Below are 17,165 nucleotides of genomic sequence, written 5' to 3' on the forward strand. Positions count from 1 at the left end.
TTCCATGCCGCTTGGGCAAAGGTCGCGGCGCGCCGCTCCCTCGGCGCAGGGGACATCGATGATCAAGTCTGAACTCATCGCCAGGCTCGCGAACGAAAACCCGCACCTGACGCAGAAGGATGTGGAACGCGTCGTGGGCGTGATCCTCGAACGCATGATCGGCGCGCTGGAAGGCGGCGGCCGCGTGGAGCTGCGCGGCTTCGGCGCCCTGTCGGTCCGTTCGCGCCCGGCCCGGGCCGGCCGCAACCCGCGCACCGGCGAAACCGTCGACGTCCGTGCCAAGCACGTGCCGTTCTTCAAGAGCGGCAAGGAACTGCGCGCCCGCCTGAACGCGGAATAGTCGGGAAACCGACTCACTTGCCCCTGCGGGCGAACCGCTTCAGCCTCTCGGCGTTGGATGTGCCGAGAGGGATTTTCGCATGAGCATCGTCAAGGAATTCCGCGAGTTCATCGCCCGCGGCAACGTCATCGACCTGGCCGTCGGCGTGATCATCGGCGCGGCCTTCAACGGCATCGTCAAGAGCCTGGTCGACCAGGTGATCATGCCGCCGATCGGCCTGCTGACCGGCGGGCTCGACTTCTCGAAGCTGGAATGGGTGCTGAGGCCCGAGGATCCGGCCACCGAGGCGGTCGAGAAGGTCGCCATCCAGTACGGCGCCTTCATCAACACCCTGATCCAGTTCTTCATCGTCGCGGCCGTGGTCTTCCTGCTGGTCAAGCTGGTCAACCAGATCCGCCGCGCCGACGCCGCTGACCCGGCCCCCGAAGCCCCGCCGGCCCCGACCCCGGAAGAAAAGCTGCTGACCGAAATCCGCGACCTGCTGGCCAAGCCGGCGGTTGTCGCGGCTGCGGCGCCGGCGGCTGAAAAGCCCGCGCCGGCCGCGCCCAAGACCGCTCCCGCCAAGAAGCCGGCCGCTCCGCGCAAGCCGAAGGCCTAGAAAAGGAAAACCTCTCCCATGGGGAGAGGGAGGGGCCCGCGCCGAAGGCGTGGGAGGGTGTAAGACGTCAAACGTCACATCCCCTTCGACCCTGCCCTGTCCGGAAAGGTCCCTAACCCCTCACCCTCCCATGCTGCGCATGGGCCCCTCCCTCTCCCTATGGGAGAGGTGAGATGTGGTGGGAGAAGGATCGTGATCAGAAATCCACCGCCACGCCCTTGCGCTCCCAGTCGCCGAAGCGCGTGGGTTCGGGGCCGTTGCGGCCGCCCTGTTCCACGGGAAGCGACGCGGCCGCTTCGGCCTCGCGGCGGGCGGCCGCCTCTTCCAGGGCGCGGCGGGCGGCGGGGCTGAGGTCCTTGCCGGGAGCTGCGCCCAGGCGGGCCAGTTCCGGGTCCTGAACCTCGGAAAGCGGGGAAGAAAGATCGTCGGACATGCGCTTTCATAGCACGCAAGCGTCGATGGATCATCCAAGGGGCTTGCGCTCGCGCTCATTGCGGGGCACGGCGGGGCGGTGACTCAGGAATTGAACGACGGCCTTCCCGCTCGGGAAGCGGCCCTCGCCCTACTCGACGCGGCCCTTTCGCGCCGCGGCGGCCTCGACGAGGCCGCGACGACCAACGCTTTCCGCGCCTTGGAGCCGCGAGAGCGCGCTTTCGCGCGCGCTCTGGCCATGGCCGCGCTGCGCCGTCTGGGACCCGTCGACCGGGCCCTCGCCGCCAAGCTCAGCAAGGAGCCGCCGCCCCGCGTGCGCAACCTGCTGCGCCTGGGCGCCACCCAGGCCTTCTATCTCGAGGTGCCGGCCTTCGCCGCCGTCGCGACCAGCGTCGAGTTGGCCGGCGCCAACAAGGCCAGCCGTCCGTTCAAGGGCCTGGTCAACGCCGTGCTGCGCGGTCTGCTGCGTGACGGCGCGCCGTCCGACGATCCGTCCGACCTGACGCCGCCGTGGCTGTTCGCCCGCTGGGTCGGCGCCTGGGGCCAGGACGACGCCCGCGCCCTGGCCGCCGTCGTGGCCGAGGAGCCGGCCACCGATCTTTCCCTCAAGCCCGGAACCGACGTCGCGGCCCTGGCCGAGGCCCTGGAAGCCGAGGTGCTGCCGGGCGACACCCTGCGCACCCGCCGCCGCGGCGACGTCGCCGCCTGGCCGGCCTTCGAGGACGGCAGCTGGTGGGTGCAGGACGCCGCCGCCGCCGTTCCCGCCCGCCTGCTGGACGTCAAGCCCGGCGAGACTGCCGTCGACCTCTGCGCCGCTCCCGGCGGCAAGACCCTGCAACTGGCCGCCACGGGCGCCAAGGTCGTGGCCGTCGACCGTTCGGCCTCGCGCCTCAAGCGGGTCGGCGAGAACCTGGCCCGCATGAACCTCCAGGCCGAGGTGGTGGCCGCCGACGCCGCGACCTGGACCGACGAGCGCGTCTTCGACGCCGTGCTGCTGGATGCGCCCTGCTCGGCCACCGGCACCTTCCGCCGCCATCCGGACGTGCTGTGGGCCGCCCGCCCGGGCGACATCGCCAGCCTGGCGACCGTGCAGTCGGCCCTGCTCGACAGCGCGGCCAAGCGCACCGCCCCCGGTGGCCGCCTGGTCTACTGCGTCTGCTCGCTGGAGCCGGAAGAGGGCGAGGCCCAGGTCGAGGCGTTCTTGACCCGACATCCTGAATTCTCCCTGGCCCCGATCGGCGCCGGCGAGGGCGGGGCGCCGCAGGCCAGCCTGACGGCGCGCGGAACCCTGCGCCTGCTGCCCCATCACCGCGAAGGCGGCCAGGACGGCTTCTTCGTGGCCCGCTTCGTCAAGGCCGCATAAGGCTGCAACTCAACCGCTCGCTTGTAGCGCGAGCCTTTGCCCGGTAAGCCAGGAACACCATGACCGCGCCGATCATCGCCCCGTCGATCCTCGCTTCCGACTTCGCAAAGTTGGGCGCCGAAGTCGCCGCCATCGAGGCGGCCGGCGCCGACTGGGTGCATGTCGACGTCATGGACGGCCATTTCGTGCCGAACATCACGCTCGGTCCCGACATCGTCAAAGCCATCCGGCCGCACGCCAAGATCCCGTTCGACGTGCACCTGATGATCAGCCCGGCCGATCCCTATCTGGAAGCCTTCCGCGAGGCCGGCGCCGACATCATCAGCATCCATCCGGAAGCCGGTCCCCACCTGCACCGCTCGCTCAAGCGCATCCGCCAGCTGGGCGCCAAGGCGGGCGTGGTGTTCAACCCCTCGACCAGCCTCGACCACGTCGAATGGATCCTCGAGGACGTCGACCTGGTGCTGGTCATGTCGGTGAACCCCGGCTTCGGCGGCCAGAGCTTCATTCCCGGCCAACTGCGCAAGGTCGAGGCCCTGCGCAAGCTGATCGACGCTCAGGGCCTGGACGTCATCGTCGAGGTCGACGGCGGGGTGACCCCGGTCACCGCGCCCCAATGCGTCGCCGCCGGCGCCACGGCCCTGGTGGCCGGCTCGGCGGTGTTCAAGGGCGGCCCGGACGCCTACGCCGCCAACATCCGCGCCCTCAAAGGGGACTGACGCCACCGCATGACCGGCGCGCCCGACACGCCTTCCGCATCCCAGGCCGCCGGGCGTCCCCTTGGACGTCCTGTGCGCCGGGGATCCGTGTTGGCGCGGTCGATCGCCGCCTCGGTCCGCGCCGGCGTCGAGCGCGAGTGGTTCGGCTCGCCGCCGCACCGGGCGCTGATCTCCTCGCTGCGTCCCGTCGGTCTGGCCGCCCGGCCGCATGATCCCCGTCCGGTGCAGGTCCAGCGCGGCCGCCAGCTGCTCGACGGCGTCCTGACCCTGCACGACGAGAGCCTGAAGGTCGGGGCCGAGGGCGATCCCTTCGACACCCCCAGCCCCTCGCGCGCCTTCGCCGTCGCCCTGCACCGCTTCGACTGGTTGCCCGGCCTGCTGGCCCAGGGCCCCGAGGGCGCGCGCCGGGCGCTGCGGCTGATCCAGGACTGGCGGCGGGTGTTCGGTACCTGGAACCAGTTCTCGTGGTCGGGCGAGTGCCTGGAGCGCCGCACCTTCCACCTGGCCTGCGCCGCCAAGACCCTGTCGCCGGGCGCCTCGGACGCCGAGGCGACGGCCCTGGCCCTGGACATCGCCCGGGGCGCCCGCCAGCTGCTTCGGGCCTCCGACGCCCCTGACCGAGCCCTCGAACGCGCGGTGGTGGTGACGATCGCCGGCACGGCCCTGGTCGGCAAGGCCAGCGACCGCCTGATGGCCGAAGGCCTGCGCCGGGTGCTGCGCTGCCTAGACACGGTCGTCCTGGCCGACGGCGGCCACGCCTCGCGCTCGCCCGAGGCCGGGCTGGAGCTGCTGTTCGACCTCCTGACCCTCGACGACGCCCTGGGCCAGCGCGGCCGGCCGACGCCGGAGGCGATGAGCCGGGCCATCGACCGCCTGTCGTCCGGCGCGCGCTTCTTCGCCCTGGCCGACGGACGGCTGGCGGCCTTCCACGGCGGCGAGGCCATCGAGCCGGCCCGCATCGCCGCCGCCCTGGCCCACGACGACCACGGTCCCCAGCCGCCGATGGACATGCCGCACGCCGGCTTCCAGAAGATGCAGGGCGGCACGATCCAGGTGATGGCCGACGCCGGCGTCCCGCCCGTGGGCGCGCTCAGCCGTTCGGCCTGCGCCCAACCGGCCGCCCTGGAGATCATCTGCGGCAAGGACCGGCTGATCACCTCCAGCGGCTGGAGCCCCGAGGCGGCCAACGCTCAGGCCTTCCGTCTGTCCGACGCCGCCTCGACCGTGTCGGTGGGCGGCGGCTCGGCCGGCCGGCCGCTGTCGGGTTTCCGGGCCACGGCGCTGGGTCCCTGGCTGGTCGACGGCGCGACCAGCGTCGAATCCCGCCGCCACGACGCCGAGCAGGGCGTCTGGCTCGACATCGTCCATGACGGCTGGCGGCGCCTGGGCCTCAAGCACGCCCGCCGCCTGTTCCTCGACATCGCCGCCGACGAGCTGCGCGGCGAGGACAGCCTGATCCCGATGGCGGAAGCGAAAGTCGACGGCCCGCGCCGCTACCATCCGTTCAAGATCAGCTTCCACCTGCACCCCGACGCCCGCGCCTCGCTGGCCCGCGACGGCAAGAGCGTGCTGATCAAGGGGCCGTCCAACATCGGCTGGTGGCTGCGCAACGACGCGCCCGACGTCGCCGTCCTGGCCGCCCCCCACTTCGACCACGGCCACGCCCGCCAGGCCGGGGTGATCGTCCTGAAAAGCCAGGTCCGCGCCGAGAAGGGCGCGAAGATCAGGTGGAAGCTGGCGAGAGCGGCGGATCACTAAAGGTCCTTCTCCCCTTGCGGGAGAAGGTGGCGCCGAAGGCGTCGGATGAGGGGTCTCTCAGACTTCAAACGCCTCGCCCAGCCTAACCGCCGTCGCGGCGGACAGCGCTTTCGACCCCTCACCCGACCCGCTTCGCGGGCCACCCTCTCCCGCAAGGGGAGAGGGGCTAGTCGAGGCTTCGCCCCTTCGTCTCCGGCAGCAGGAACGCCGTGGTCAGCACGCTGATCAGGGTGAAGATCACCGGGTACCAGAGCCCGGCATAGATGTTCCCCACCGCCGCCACGATGGCGAAGGCGCTGAAGGGGACGAAGCCGCCGATCCAGCCCGTGCCGATGTGGTAGGGCAGCGACAGCGCCGTGTAGCGGACCTTCGTCGGGAAGAGCTCGACCAGGGCCGCGGCCAGCGGGCCGTAGAGGGCAGTCGCCCCGATCACGAACACCAGCAGGACGCCGAACACGCCCCAGATGTTGATCCGGGCGGGATCGGCCGCGGTCGGATAGCCGGCCTTGGCCAGCGCCGCCTTGATCGCGGCCTCGCCGGCGGCCTTCACCGCCTTGGCGTCCTTGGCCGGCAGGCCCTCGGCGCTTTTCGAGACGATGCGCGTCTCGCCGATCTGGACGACGGCCGGGGCGCCGGCCGGGCCGGTTTGGTTGGCGTAGGAGACGCCGGCATTGGCCAGGGCGCTCTTGGCGATGTCGCAGGACGAGACGAAGGCGGCCTTGCCGATGGGGTCGAACTGCAGGGCGCAGTCCCCGGGGGCGGCGGTGACGCTGACCGGAGCCCTGGCCGAGGCCTCCGCCAGGGCCGGGTTGGCGGCGCGCTCCAGCATGTGGAAGCCGGGGAAGTAGAAAACGAGCGCCAGGGTCATGCCGCCCAGCATCACCGGCTTGCGGCCGATCCTGTCCGACAGCCAGCCGAACACGACATAGAGCACCGCGCTGACCGCCGCGGCCCCCATCATCAGGCCGTTGATCGTGCCGGGCGCGACCTTGAGGAACTTCTCCATGAAGGTCTGAATGTAGAAGAAGGTGGTGTACCAAACCGCGCCTTGCGCTGACATCACGGCGAAGAAGGCCAGCAGCACCAGCTTGAGGTTCTTCCATTGGCCGAAGGCCTCGGCATAGGGGGCCTTGGACGCCGCGCCCTCTTCCTTCATCCGGGCGAAGGTCGGGCTTTCGCTGAGCTTCAGGCGCATCCAGACCGAGACCGCCAGCAGGCCGATCGAGACGGCGAAGGGAATGCGCCAGCCCCAGTCGTCGAAGGCCGCCGGCCCGATGAGGGCGCCCAGCAGCCAGCGGGTGGCCAGGATGACCAGCAGCGCCGCGAACAGGCCCAGGGAGGCCGAGCTCTGCACCCACGACGTCGCCCGACCGCGCTGGCCCGGCGGGGAATGCTCGGCGACATAGATCGCCGCCCCGCCATATTCGCCGCCCAGGGCGAAGCCCTGCACGCAGCGCAGGATGATCAGCAGGATCGGCGCGATGATCCCGGCCTGCTTGAAGGTGGGCAGCAGGGCGATGGCGAAGGTCGCGCCGCCCATCAGCAGGACCGTGGCTAGGAACGCGCCCTTGCGGCCGGCCTGGTCGCCGATCTTGCCGAACACCAGGGCGCCCAGGGGCCGGAAGGCGAAGCCGACGCCGAACAGGGCCAGGGCGGCGATATAGCCGGCGGTGTCGGACAGGCCGGTGAAGAAGGTCTTGGAGATGACCTGGGCCAGGCTGCCGAAGATGAAGAAGTCGTACCACTCGAAGGCCGTGCCGGCCGACGAGGCCGCCACCACCGTGCGCATCGACGCGCCCTTCTTGTGAGCCGCGCCCGATACCGTTTCCGTCATTCGGAAATCCCCCTGATTGATCGGAGGATTAGCCCGGAACGCGGCGTCCTGGGAAGCCTTCGGAGAACGTCGTCAGGCGACGGCGGCCTGGGCGCTGGCGGCGGCTTCGGCGACGCGGACGATCTCCGACAGCAGGGCCGTGGGCGAGATCGGCTTGGCGGCCACACCGTTCATGCCGGCGGCCAGGTAGGTGGCGCGCTGGTGGGCCAGGACGTTGGCGGTCAGGGCGACGATCGGCGTGGCGCCGGCCGGGCCGGGCAGGGCGCGGATGCGGCGCGAGGCCTCCAGCCCGTCAACGCCGGGCATCTGCACGTCCATCAGGATCAGATCAAAGCCGCGCTCGGCCGCCTCGACGCCCGACAGGCCGTCCTCCGCCGTCTCGACCGAGGCGCCGAGCATCTCCAGGATCCGGCGGGCGACCATGCGGTTGGTGGGGTTGTCCTCGACCACCAGCACCTTCAGGCCTTGCAGCATCTGCTCATCGACGGCGTCGCCCTGGGCGGGCTGGGCCACCGACGGCGCGGCGATGGTCAGGCGGAAGGTCGAGCCCTCGCTCTCGACGGAGGAGAAATCGACCTCGCCGCCCATCATCTGGGCCAGGCGACGGGTGATGGCCAGGCCGAGGCCCGAGCCGCCAAACCGGCGGGTGGTGCTGGCGTCGGCCTGCTGGAAGCGCTGGAACAGGCGCGCCTGGGCGTCCTGGGCGATGCCCACCCCCGTGTCGGCCACCTCGAACGCCAGGCGGTCGGCGCCCTCGCGGCGCAGGCGCAGGGTCACCGAGCCCGACAGGGTGAACTTCACGGCGTTGCCGACCAGGTTGAACAGCGCCTGGCGCAGGCGGGTGGGGTCGGCCAGCACGATCCCGACGTCCGGGGCGTCGACGATCAGGGCCAGGCCCTTGTGCTCGGCCTGGCCCTTCAGCAGGCGCGCGACGCTGCGCACCAGATCGGCCGGGTCGATCGGCTCGGGCGTCACGTCCAGGCGTCCGGCCTCGATGCGCGAGAAGTCGATGATGTCGTCCAGCAGGGTCGAGAGCATGCGGCCGCAGGCCAGGGCCTCGCCCAGCAGGTGGTCGGCTTCCGACGAGAGCCCCTGGCGCTTGAGCAGGTGGATGATCCCCAGCACCCCGTTCATCGGCGTGCGGATCTCGTGGCTCATATTGGCCAGGAACTGGGCCTTGGCCTCGTTGGCCGCCTGGGCGGCGCGCTCGGCCTCCACCAGGGCCAGCTCGGCGCGCTTCTGCTCGTCGATGTCGAGCACCAGGCCATAGGCCTTGCGCACCCGGCCCGAGGCGTCGCGGCGCACCTCGTGGAACAGGCGGATCCAGCGCTCCTCGCCGTTGGGGCGCACGACCCGGGCGTCGAAGGCCCGCTCGCCCCAGCGGCCGACCGCGCCGGCGGCGTAGACGGCGGCCACGTCCTCGGAGCGGATCATCGGCCAGATCGCCTGGCGCACGTCTTCGAAGGTGATGCGACGGCCCAGGATGCGGTGGAACTCGGGCGAGCCCCAGAACGAGCGATCGGCGTGGTCGATCTCGTAGACGCCGGCCTGGGCGGCGCCGAGCGCGGTCTTCAGCCGCCGGGCGTTGGCGCGGGCCTCGCGGCGGGCGTCGGCCAGGGCGGTGACGTCGTCCATGTAGGTGATGACGCCGGCGATCGCGCCGCTGGCGTCGCGCCAGGGCCGGGCCTCCCAGCGCAGGCGGTGCTCGACCCCTTGGCCGTCGGTCAGGCTGTCCTCGCGGCGGACCACCGTCTGGCCGGTGAGCGCGCGCTCGACGGCGGCGACGAAGCGCTTGCGCGCCCCATAGGTCAGTTCCTGCAGCGACTTGCCGATGACCTCGGCCTCGGTCGCCTGGAAGATCTCCAGGAAGCGCGGGCTGACCACCTTCAGGCGCAGGTCGCGGTCGTAGAGGGCCACGGCGAAGGGCGCGCTCTCGACCAGCCGGCGGGCCTTCTGCTCGCCCCAACGGGCCAGGTCGCGGTCGCGGGCGACCTCGGTGATGTTCTGCGAGATGCCGCGCAGGGCGAAGACGCCGCCGGGCCGAGGCTCGGTCTGGAAGGTGGCGCGGAACGAGAACTTCTGGCCCGTCGCGCCGCGCATATGGTGCTCGATCGTGCCGCCCTGGCCGGTGCGCACGGCGCGGGTGAAGGTCGAGCGCACGCGGCTGCGCTCGGGCTCGTCGAGCTGGGCGTAGAAGGTTTCCGGCGTCGAGACCTGCTCGGGGCGCAGGCCCGTCAGGCTGAGGATGTCGCTCGACCACTCGATGCGCTGGGTGACGGGATCGAAGCTCCACACCCCGACGCCGGCCGCCGAGGCCAGCATCTCACGGGTGCGGCGCGAGACGGCCTGCTCGGCCTTGCGGGCCACCTCGGCCGAGACGTCGCGCAGGGTGCCGACCATCTCGCCGGCGGGACCCTGGCGCACATGCGCCTCGAGCCAGACGCGGCGCTCGTCCTTGCAGATCATGCGCACGCGCAGGACCGTGCCGCCCATGGCGCGGATGACCTCGCCGGCCTGGATCAGTTCGGCGTGGTGCTCGGGATCGATGAACTTCAGGGGCGGCTGGCCGATCAGCTCGGCGGCGGTCCAGCCGGTGAGGCGCGTCCAGGCCGGATTGACGGTGACGAAACGGCCCTCGACCACGACGGCGAACAGGTCGTGGGCGTTCTCGAAGAACCATTGCGCGCTCTCGGCCTGGCTCAAAGGCGCGGGCGGCGTGTCTGGCGAGCGCGGCGAGGACAATCCCAGCTCCCGGCGGAAGGTGAGGCGGATCGTCGCGCCCAAGGGTAAACTTTAGGTTGGCGCCGGCTCGCGTGAGGCGAATATTTCCTGACCCCGTTCCGCGTGCTCAACGAAAAACCCCGCCCGGATCGCTCCGGGCGGGGTTCATGCGCTTTTCGCCGGTGAAGGCGAGAAGGATCAGTAACGGACGTTCAGGGTCAGCAGGGCCTGGCGGGCCGGCGCCGGGTCGGCGTGGTGCACGCCGTTGGTGCGCAGGATGTAGCGCTCGTCGCTGAGGTTCTGGACGTTGAGCTGCAGGTCGACCTTGTCATTGACCTTCCACGACGCGAAAGCGTCGTAGCGGGTGTAGGCCGGGGCGAAGACGCCGGTGGCGCCGCCGCCCGCGCCGCCCTGGTTGCCGCCGAAGCTCTTGGAGGCGCCGTAGACGCCGCCGCCGATCGAGATCTGCGGCAGGACGCGGTAGGTCGTGAACAAGCTGTAGGAGTGCTTGGGCGTGTTGGCCAGCGGATCGCCGATGTTGACGCTGGTGATGGCGCCGCGGACCAGCTCGCTGTCCATGTAGGTGTAGCCGGCGAACACCTGCCACTTCGGCGTCACCTTGCCCGAAGCGCCCAGCTCGACGCCCTGCACGCGGGTCTTGCCGGCCTGCTCGTAGGTGCTGGTCGTGGCGTCGACCAGGATCTGGGCGTTCTTGCGCTCGGTGCGGAAGATCGCGCCCGACAGGGCCAGCTGGTCGCCGAACAGGTTCCACTTGGCGCCGAGTTCGACGTTGGTGGACTCTTCGGGATCAAGCAGTTCGTTGGCCAGGTTGCCGGTGCCCGAGCCCGAGGCGGTGTTCTGGTCGCCGCCCGAGATGGTCGGCGGGGTCGAGGACGTGGCGTAGGAGGCGTAGACGCTGCTGCTCGGGGTGGGCTTGTAGACCAGGCCGACCTGGTAGTTGACGAAGTCCCACTTGGCGGCGGCGAGGCTGGTGTAGGTGACGGCCGTGATCACGCCGCTCGAGGAGGTGGCCGTGGCGTTGTAGCCGTCGGTCTCGTACTCGTCGTAGCGCAGGCCGAGGTTCAGCAGCAGCTTGTCGGTCAGGTTGACGGTGTCGAAGCCGTAGAGCGCGGTGGTCTTGGTCACCGAGCGCGAGGACGGGCCGCGGGTGATGATCCCTTCCCAGGCGTCCGACGGGTTGGGGGCGTAGAGACGGGTGCAGTCGCCGACGCCGGCCGTGGTGACGTTGTTGGTGAAGCCGGTCGGGCAGGTCGAGCCCTTGGTGGTGTAGATCACGTACGAGGCGTTGTCGTTCACCTCGCGCGACACTTCCAGGCCGATGTTGAAGCTGTTCTTCAGCGAGCCGAGGTCGAACTTGCCGCTCAGGTCGGTGACCGAGGCGACCGTGGTGGTCTCGTTCCAGCGCGACTTGGTGCCCCGCTTCATCCACCATTCGCCGGCGACGAACTGGGCCGCGCCGCCGTCGCCCGGGTTGGTGACCAGGTAGTCGTTGACCGACTGGCCGATGCGCACGGCCTGACGGACCGTCAGGTTGTCGTTGATCTCGTGCTTGATGATGAAGGTGCCGATGTCGGCGCTGGTCTTCTGGAAGTCGCGGTCGAGGCCGTAATAGGCGTCGCGCGAGACGTCGAGAATGCCGTTGGCCGGACGGGTGCGGCTGTCGGTGCCCGCCACGCCCCAGGTGCGCTTGCTGGCCAGCGGGATGCCGTAGTCGGGGTCCTGGTCGGTGTCGAGGTGGTAGTAGGTCAGCGTCGCCTGGGTGGGCGTGCCGATGCCGAAGGCCAGCGACGGGGCGATGCCCCAGCGCTTGAAGTCGACGCTGTCACGGCCGGGCGTGTCGCCCTGCGTGCCCATCAGGTTGAGGCGGAAGGCGGCGTTCTCGGCGAACGCATAGTTGGCGTCGACCGTGCCGCGGAAATAGTTGTCGGTGCCGGCCGCCAGGCCGCCGCGGACGAAGTCCTGGGCCTTGGGGGTCTTGGTCGACAGGTTGATGCTGCCGCCGCCCGAACCGCGGCCGCCGTAGGCCGAGTCCGCGCCCTTGACGACTTCGACCTGCTCCAGCGCGAAGACTTCGCGCGACTGGCCGCCGCTGTCGCGGATGCCGTCGACGAAGATGTTGTTGCCCGAGGCCTGGCCGCGGATGAACGGACGGTCGGCCAGGGGCTGGCCGCCTTCGCCGGCGCCGAAGGTGATGCCCGGCGAGGTGCGCAGGATGTCCTGCAGCGAGGTCGAGGCGGTCTGTTCGATGATCTGCGACGAGATCACCGTGATCGAGCGCGGGGTGTCGACCAGCGGGGCGGTGTACTTGCCCGACTGCATGTCGGTGGCCTTGCGGGCGTCGACGGCGATGCCGGACACTTCCTGCACGTCGGCCGCGCTCGGCGCGGGGGCCGAGGCCGGGGCGGTGGCGACCGGGGCCGCGTCCACCGCGTCGGCGGCGAAGGCGGCGGGCGCCATGGCCAGACCGGCGACACCGGCGACGGCGGCGGCGCCCAGGGCGCGGCGGGCGTGGCTGCGAACGCCGGCGGCGGCGGGCGAGGAAGGCTTTTGCATCTTTTAGTGAGACCCCAGCTCGGGTCGCGGAGGGAAGGATCCGCGGCCCCTGTCCTGAAATTGCGAGGCGTTATTAGTTATGCCTTTGCTGGGGTGCAATAATAATCAGTCGCAGGATGAGCCCGGTCGCCGCTGCGTGCGGCGACCGTGACCATATTGCAACGTTTCGCCTTGGTATCAGGCGCCGCGGGCCACGAACCAGCCGTTGCGGAAGCCCTGGTCGGCCTTGCCATAAAGGAAAGGCTCGCCCTCGGGGGTGGTGAAGCGGCCGCCGGCGGCGACGATCAGGGCGTGGCCGGCCGCGGTGTCCCACTCCATGGTCGGGCCATGGCGCGGATAGATGTCGGCCGCGCCCTCGGCGATGCGGGCCAGCTTGATCGACGAGTCCATCGGGGCGCGCAGGCTGAAGCCGTACTGGTCGGCCAGGGCCGTGGCCTTGTCTTCCTTCATGGTGTGGCTGACCAGGGCCAGGGCCTCGCCCTGCGGCCAGGCGCGGGCCCGCACCGGCGTCTCGGCGCCGTCCGCGCCCTCGCGCTTGAGCACCCCGCCGTCGGCCGTGAACCAGACCTCGCCGGTGGCCGGGGCGCAAACGGCGCCGGCGACGGGAACACCCTGGTCGATCAGGCCGATGTTGACGGTGAAGTTGGGGTCGCCGCGGACGAAGGCCTTGGTGCCGTCCACCGGGTCGACCAGAAAGAAGCGCGGACCGATCTGGTCGGGCGTGCCGTACTCGCAGGCGTGCTCCTCGGAGATGGCGGGGATGTCGGGGAACTGCTGGGCCAGCAGGGCCAGGATCACCTTCTCGCCGGCGCGGTCGGCCTCGGTCACCGGGCTCTCGTCGGCCTTGCGCACCACGTCCAGCTCGGTCCGCCAGAACGGCAGGATCACCTCGGCGGCAGCCTCGACGATGCGGGCCAGGTCGCGGCCGATGTTCGCCGGAATGGGGGCGGAGCTCATGCTTGTCCTCGGGGGTCGTCGCCGACGAAATCCAGGGTCACGACGCGGGCGTCGATCGTCTGCTTGCCGGCCTCTTCGAAATTCACGGTGACGCGATGGCCGGTCACGGACTGCACCTGGCCAAGGCCCCAGTCGGGCTGGCCGGGATGGCGCACCAGGGCGCCGGGTTCGAGAAAGGGATCCATCACACGCACCTGATAGAGGCTGGCGGCGCAAAGCGGGAGCGGTTTTAGGCGTCCAGACGCCCTAAAAGTCGTCGTTGCGGCCTGGCGGTCCCGTTTGCCAAAGTCCCAAATCACGCCAAAGATCGCGCCATGACCGACACCGAAGCCACCGCCTCGCCCGCGCCCGCCGCCACGCTTGACGTCAACGGCCCGGATTTCGCCGCCCTGGTGGCCGCGCGCCTGTGTCATGACTTCATCAGCCCGGCCAGCGCCATCGTCTCGGGTCTCGACCTGCTGGAGGACCCCAGCGCCCAGGACATGCGCGACGACGCCATGAGCCTGATCACCAGTTCGGCCCGCAAGCTGGCCGACCTGCTGCAGTTCACCCGCGTGGCCTTCGGCGCCTCGGCCTCGGCCGAGAGCTTCGACTCCCGCGAACTGGAAAAGCTGGCCCAGCAGGGCGTCTTCGCCCACGTGCGCCCCAACCTGACCTGGGACATAGCGCCGCAGTCGCTGAACAAGGCCGCCTCGCGCGCCCTGCTCAACATCGCCCAGATCGCCGCCAGCGCCCTGCCGGCCGGCGGCGTGGCCACGCTGCGCGCCGTCGTCGCCGACGGCCGCACCGCGATCACCGCCGACGCCGTCGGCCCTCGCGCCCGCCTGCGCCCCGAGGTGTTGGCCGGCCTGAAGGGCGAGCCGCTGGGCGAAGGCCTGGGCGGTCCCTGGGTGCAGGCGGCCTATCTCTACGCGGTGGTCCGCGCCGCCGGCGGCCAGCTCGGCGTCGAGATCGCCGAGGAGCGCGTCAGCATCGCCGCCTGGACCCCCGCCGACTGAGATCGGCCGACTGAACCGTACGTTTTTCGGCGCCGTCACCGCTCCTTAACCCGGATCGGCCAATCCTGATCGTCTAGGATTTGGAGCGCGTCTGGCGGCGAAACCGCGCACACTTTCGCCTGACGCGCTCTCCGATTTGGAGCGTGCCGTGAAGACCTGCCTCGTCGTCGACGACAGCCGGGTGATCCGCAAGGTCGCCCGCCGTGCGTTGGAAGACATCGGCTTCGACATCGCCGAGGCCGCCGACGGCATGGAGGCGTTGGCCTGGTGTCGCGCGGCCATGCCCGACGCCGTCCTGCTCGACTGGAACATGCCGGTGATGAACGGCCTGGAATTCCTGCAGCGCCTGCGCGAGGAACCGGGCGGCGACGCGCCGGTGGTGGTGTTCTGCACCGTCGAGAACAAGGTCGAGAACATCCGCCTGGCCCTCGATCACGGCGCCGACGAATACATCATGAAGCCCTTCGACGGCGAGATCATCGCCGCCAAGTTCGCCGAGGCGGGCCTGCTATGACCCCCGAGGACATGGACCTGTTGGCGGCCCTGGGCCGCACCCGCGCCGGCCTGAAGGTCGAGACCGACAAGCACTACGTGGTCGAAAGCCGCCTGGCGCCGCTGGCGCGCCGTGAAGGCTACCCCTCGATCGAGGCCCTGGTGGCGGCCCTGCGCGCCAAGCGCGAGGAGCGGCTGATCTGGGCGGTGGTCGAGGCCCTGACCGTCAACGACACCGCCTTCTTCCGCGACCGCGCCACCTTCGCCTTCCTGCGCGACACGGCGCTGCCGGAACTGTCGCGCCGTCGCAAGGACGGTTCGGTGCGGATCTGGAGCGCGGCCTGCTCGACCGGTCAGGAGATCTATTCCCTGGCCATCGCCGCCGACGAGGCGCGCAATCTCGAACAGGGCGTGCGTTTCGAGTTCTTCGCCTCGGATCTTTCCGAGCGTTGCCTGGAGAAGGCCCAGAGCGGGCTCTACACCCAGTTCGAGGTGCAGCGCGGCCTGCCGATCCGGCTGCTGATCAAGCATTTCGAGAACCACGACGAGACCTGGGCGATCTCGCCCCGCATCCGCCAGGCCGTGCGCTGGCGGCGCATCAACCTGATGTCCGACCTGTCGGGCATGGGCGCCTTCGACCTCGTCATGCTGCGCAACGTGCTGCCGGGCCTGGACCCGTCGGTGCGCGCCCGCCTGATCGAGAACCTCGCCGCGCGCCTCACCGAGGACGGGCTGCTGGTGCTGGGTGAGGCCGAGAGCCTTGCCGGCGTGACCGAGGCCCTGCATCCGGTGGCCGGCCGTCCCGGCGTGTTCGCCCGCGATCCCGCCTACCGCGCCGTCGCGGCGTGACGTTCAGCTAAAGTCTCAGCTCAGGCGGGGCGCCGGCCGCGTAACCGCCTGGGCCATGCCGTCGCGTTGACCGCGCAGCCACGACACCAGCGTCCGCCACGCCGACGGCGGCGGTTCCGGCGCATCGACCATGGCGCGCGCCAGCTTGCCGAACAGCAGGGCCGTGGCGCCGGGCGCGGCCAGGGCGCCGCGCGTGTCCAGCCTCTCGACCACACGCCGCGACATCTGCCGGTAGCGAACGGGCGGGGCGGTTTCGCGCGGCTCGGGCGTGCGGCAGTCGGAGAAGTCGAGCGACAGGCCGCAGCCGGCCTCGATCGCCCGCGAGACGGCGGCGCGGTAGTCGGCGTCGCGGCCCAGGCGGTCGACGTCGATGACGAGGTCGGCTTCCGGCAGCGCCTGCAGGTAGGACAGGATGTAGATCGACAGGAAGGCGGCGAACGACACCTTGGCCGGCGCGCGCTTCAGCCGCCGCCGCACCGCCGCCAGCCGTCCGGCGAAGCCGTGGCCGCGCGAATCCGGCACCTTCAGGTCGCCGCGCAGGCTGTCGGCCTCGGCGAACTCCGCCATCAGCACGTACTGGCAGATCTCGAAATAAGTCGGCCGGGGGCGCTTGCGCAGGGAGTAGAACGACAGCCACTGCTGCAGCGGGTCGCGGATCAGCACGATGTGGAAGCCGCCGAACCGGCGCCGCAGCCACTCGATCTTGCCCAGGGTGCGGCAGCAGGCCAGCACGGGGACTTCGCCCTGAGCCTGGGCGTGATCGACGAGGCCGGCGACATAGGCCTGCTGCTCGGGATCGTCCTGCTCGGCCGCCAGGCGATAGCCGTCGAGGGCGAAGCGCTCGTGATAGCCGGCCACGCCGCCTTCGGCGGTGATCAGGTCGGAGAACTCCGCGAGATAGGGGCGGTCGCCGCCCGGATGGCGCAGCCGCGTGTGCTCGGGCGTCTCGCGGGCGATGATCTCGTGGGTCATCGTCTCGAGGTGTTCGTGCCAGGGCTCGTAATAGGCCCGCACGCCGGCCAGGGCGCGGAACCGGCTCCAGATGTAGGTGCTCGAGCAGCGCCAGCCGCTGTGCACGAACACGGGGGGAAGCGCTGAATCGAGGGAAGCGAACGGAACCGACATGCCAACAGCGTGGCTTGCGGACTTGGCCTGGTTATCTCCCCGAAGACAGAAAATCCGGGCCTTTTGTGTCGGTATTGCAAAGTTTGATGCGCGGGCGAGCGCCGCGCCCGTTTCTGGACGTCATCTGCGTAACGTGGCGATCCGAATGGAAAGGGGCCCGCCTCAGGGTTGAGACGGGCCCCTCGCATTCAGTCGAGGCGACGGGATCAGTTCTTGGCGTCGCGGGCGGTGTCGGTGACGGCCTTGCCGGCCGACGAGACGTCCTTGCCGGCGCCTTCGACGGTGTTGCAGGCGGCGACGGTCAGGCTGGCCGCCAGGGCGGCGAAAATGATCAGCTTGCGCATGGGGGAGGTTCTCCGCTTTTCGCCCTCGTGGGCGGATGATGGATCGCCCAGAGCAAACGTG

15 protein-coding genes and 1 pseudogene are annotated in these 17,165 nt (G+C 70.5%); 8 read left to right on the plus strand and 8 right to left on the minus strand.

Annotation, left to right across the window (positions count from 1 at the left end; translation table 11 throughout):
- The first annotated feature begins 58 nt into the window (after positions 1-58).
- Both AC07NG_RS03120 and mscL read left to right on the plus strand, forming a co-directional pair.
- Entirely contained in the window at positions 59-340 is a 282-nt protein-coding gene (locus AC07NG_RS03120) for an integration host factor subunit beta (RefSeq protein ID WP_110120436.1), read from the plus strand.
- A gap of 79 nt (positions 341-419) precedes the next feature.
- Positions 420-830: pseudogene (mscL, locus tag AC07NG_RS03125) on the plus strand (large-conductance mechanosensitive channel protein MscL); the annotation flags it as partial.
- A 304-nt stretch (positions 831-1,134) separates the two neighbouring features.
- On the opposite strand, the gene AC07NG_RS03130 reads toward mscL, so the two are convergent.
- Positions 1,135-1,371, minus strand: coding sequence for a DUF1674 domain-containing protein (locus AC07NG_RS03130; RefSeq protein WP_494592141.1), 237 nt, complete (start codon positions 1,369-1,371; stop codon positions 1,135-1,137).
- Between the two features lie 78 nt (positions 1,372-1,449).
- Between AC07NG_RS03130 and AC07NG_RS03135 the strand changes: the two genes are divergently transcribed.
- Genes AC07NG_RS03135 through AC07NG_RS03145 form a run of 3 tightly spaced genes read left to right on the plus strand, consistent with a single transcriptional unit; the run spans position 1,450 to position 5,210 of the window.
- Positions 1,450-2,733 carry an RsmB/NOP family class I SAM-dependent RNA methyltransferase gene (locus tag AC07NG_RS03135; protein ID WP_494592143.1) on the plus strand — a complete coding sequence of 428 codons (1,284 nt, stop codon included), beginning with the start codon at positions 1,450-1,452 and terminating at the stop codon, positions 2,731-2,733.
- 59 nt (positions 2,734-2,792) lie between these two features.
- A complete protein-coding gene (gene rpe, locus AC07NG_RS03140; RefSeq protein WP_198575287.1) occupies positions 2,793-3,452 on the plus strand; it encodes a ribulose-phosphate 3-epimerase in 660 nt (219 codons plus the stop codon).
- Between the two features lie 9 nt (positions 3,453-3,461).
- Positions 3,462-5,210 carry a heparinase II/III family protein gene (locus AC07NG_RS03145; protein WP_494592145.1) on the plus strand — a complete coding sequence of 583 codons (1,749 nt, stop codon included), beginning with the start codon at positions 3,462-3,464 and terminating at the stop codon, positions 5,208-5,210.
- A gap of 166 nt (positions 5,211-5,376) precedes the next feature.
- Here the strand turns inward: AC07NG_RS03145 and AC07NG_RS03150 are convergent, their stop codons facing one another.
- From AC07NG_RS03150 to AC07NG_RS03170, 5 genes are all read right to left on the minus strand, one after another.
- Complete coding sequence (locus tag AC07NG_RS03150) at positions 5,377-7,044, minus strand: MFS transporter (protein ID WP_494592147.1); 1,668 nt, start codon at positions 7,042-7,044, stop codon at positions 5,377-5,379.
- Positions 7,045-7,116: 72 nt separating this feature from the next.
- The gene (locus AC07NG_RS03155; RefSeq protein WP_494592149.1) at positions 7,117-9,786 is read right to left on the minus strand and encodes a PAS domain S-box protein; all 2,670 of its coding nucleotides are present in this window, start codon (positions 9,784-9,786) and stop codon (positions 7,117-7,119) included.
- Between the two features lie 177 nt (positions 9,787-9,963).
- Positions 9,964-12,339 carry a TonB-dependent receptor gene (locus tag AC07NG_RS03160; RefSeq protein WP_494592150.1) on the minus strand — a complete coding sequence of 792 codons (2,376 nt, stop codon included), beginning with the start codon at positions 12,337-12,339 and terminating at the stop codon, positions 9,964-9,966.
- Between the two features lie 177 nt (positions 12,340-12,516).
- Positions 12,517-13,296 (minus strand): 3'(2'),5'-bisphosphate nucleotidase CysQ, encoded by a 780-nt coding sequence (gene cysQ / locus AC07NG_RS03165; protein ID WP_492854164.1) that lies wholly within the window; start codon positions 13,294-13,296, stop codon positions 12,517-12,519.
- Positions 13,293-13,484, minus strand: a complete 192-nt coding sequence (locus tag AC07NG_RS03170) for a DUF3553 domain-containing protein (RefSeq protein WP_110120443.1) — start codon at positions 13,482-13,484, stop codon at positions 13,293-13,295. The genes cysQ and AC07NG_RS03170 overlap by 4 nt, the downstream gene beginning before the upstream one ends.
- A 126-nt stretch (positions 13,485-13,610) precedes the next feature.
- Here AC07NG_RS03170 and chpT point away from each other — a divergent pair, with 126 nt between their 5' ends.
- From chpT to AC07NG_RS03185, 3 genes are all read left to right on the plus strand, one after another.
- Positions 13,611-14,294, plus strand: a complete 684-nt coding sequence (gene chpT / locus AC07NG_RS03175) for a histidine phosphotransferase ChpT (RefSeq protein ID WP_487288864.1) — start codon at positions 13,611-13,613, stop codon at positions 14,292-14,294.
- 136 nt (positions 14,295-14,430) lie between these two features.
- Complete coding sequence (locus AC07NG_RS03180; protein WP_487288865.1) at positions 14,431-14,808, plus strand: response regulator; 378 nt, start codon at positions 14,431-14,433, stop codon at positions 14,806-14,808.
- Positions 14,805-15,635, plus strand: coding sequence for a CheR family methyltransferase (locus AC07NG_RS03185; RefSeq protein ID WP_492854165.1), 831 nt, complete (start codon positions 14,805-14,807; stop codon positions 15,633-15,635). The genes AC07NG_RS03180 and AC07NG_RS03185 overlap by 4 nt, the downstream gene beginning before the upstream one ends.
- A 15-nt stretch (positions 15,636-15,650) precedes the next feature.
- On the opposite strand, the gene AC07NG_RS03190 is transcribed toward AC07NG_RS03185, so the two are convergent.
- Together AC07NG_RS03190 and AC07NG_RS03195 are read right to left on the minus strand one after the other, a co-directional pair.
- A complete protein-coding gene (locus AC07NG_RS03190) occupies positions 15,651-16,718 on the minus strand; it encodes a hypothetical protein (protein WP_494592154.1) in 1,068 nt (355 codons plus the stop codon).
- 248 nt (positions 16,719-16,966) lie between these two features.
- Entirely contained in the window at positions 16,967-17,104 is a 138-nt protein-coding gene (locus AC07NG_RS03195; RefSeq protein WP_110120447.1) for an entericidin A/B family lipoprotein, read from the minus strand.
- Positions 17,105-17,165 lie beyond the last annotated feature (61 nt).

The sequence above is a fragment of the Caulobacter sp. GW821-FHT10C03 genome (assembly GCF_059415485.1).

Bases quoted from the DNA above. Each gene is read 5' to 3' on its own strand.
- AC07NG_RS03120 (WP_110120436.1), top strand. From the start codon at position 59: ATGATCAAGTCTGAACTCATCGCCAGGCTCGCGAACGAAAACCCGCAC.
- AC07NG_RS03130 (WP_494592141.1), bottom strand. From the start codon at position 1,371: ATGTCCGACGATCTTTCTTCCCCGCTTTCCGAGGTTCAGGACCCGGAA.
- rpe (WP_198575287.1), top strand. From the start codon at position 2,793: ATGACCGCGCCGATCATCGCCCCGTCGATCCTCGCTTCCGACTTCGCA.
- AC07NG_RS03145 (WP_494592145.1), top strand. From the start codon at position 3,462: ATGACCGGCGCGCCCGACACGCCTTCCGCATCCCAGGCCGCCGGGCGT.
- AC07NG_RS03150 (WP_494592147.1), bottom strand. From the start codon at position 7,044: ATGACGGAAACGGTATCGGGCGCGGCTCACAAGAAGGGCGCGTCGATG.
- AC07NG_RS03160 (WP_494592150.1), bottom strand. From the start codon at position 12,339: ATGCAAAAGCCTTCCTCGCCCGCCGCCGCCGGCGTTCGCAGCCACGCC.
- cysQ (WP_492854164.1), bottom strand. From the start codon at position 13,296: ATGAGCTCCGCCCCCATTCCGGCGAACATCGGCCGCGACCTGGCCCGC.
- chpT (WP_487288864.1), top strand. From the start codon at position 13,611: ATGACCGACACCGAAGCCACCGCCTCGCCCGCGCCCGCCGCCACGCTT.
- AC07NG_RS03185 (WP_492854165.1), top strand. From the start codon at position 14,805: ATGACCCCCGAGGACATGGACCTGTTGGCGGCCCTGGGCCGCACCCGC.
- AC07NG_RS03195 (WP_110120447.1), bottom strand. From the start codon at position 17,104: ATGCGCAAGCTGATCATTTTCGCCGCCCTGGCGGCCAGCCTGACCGTC.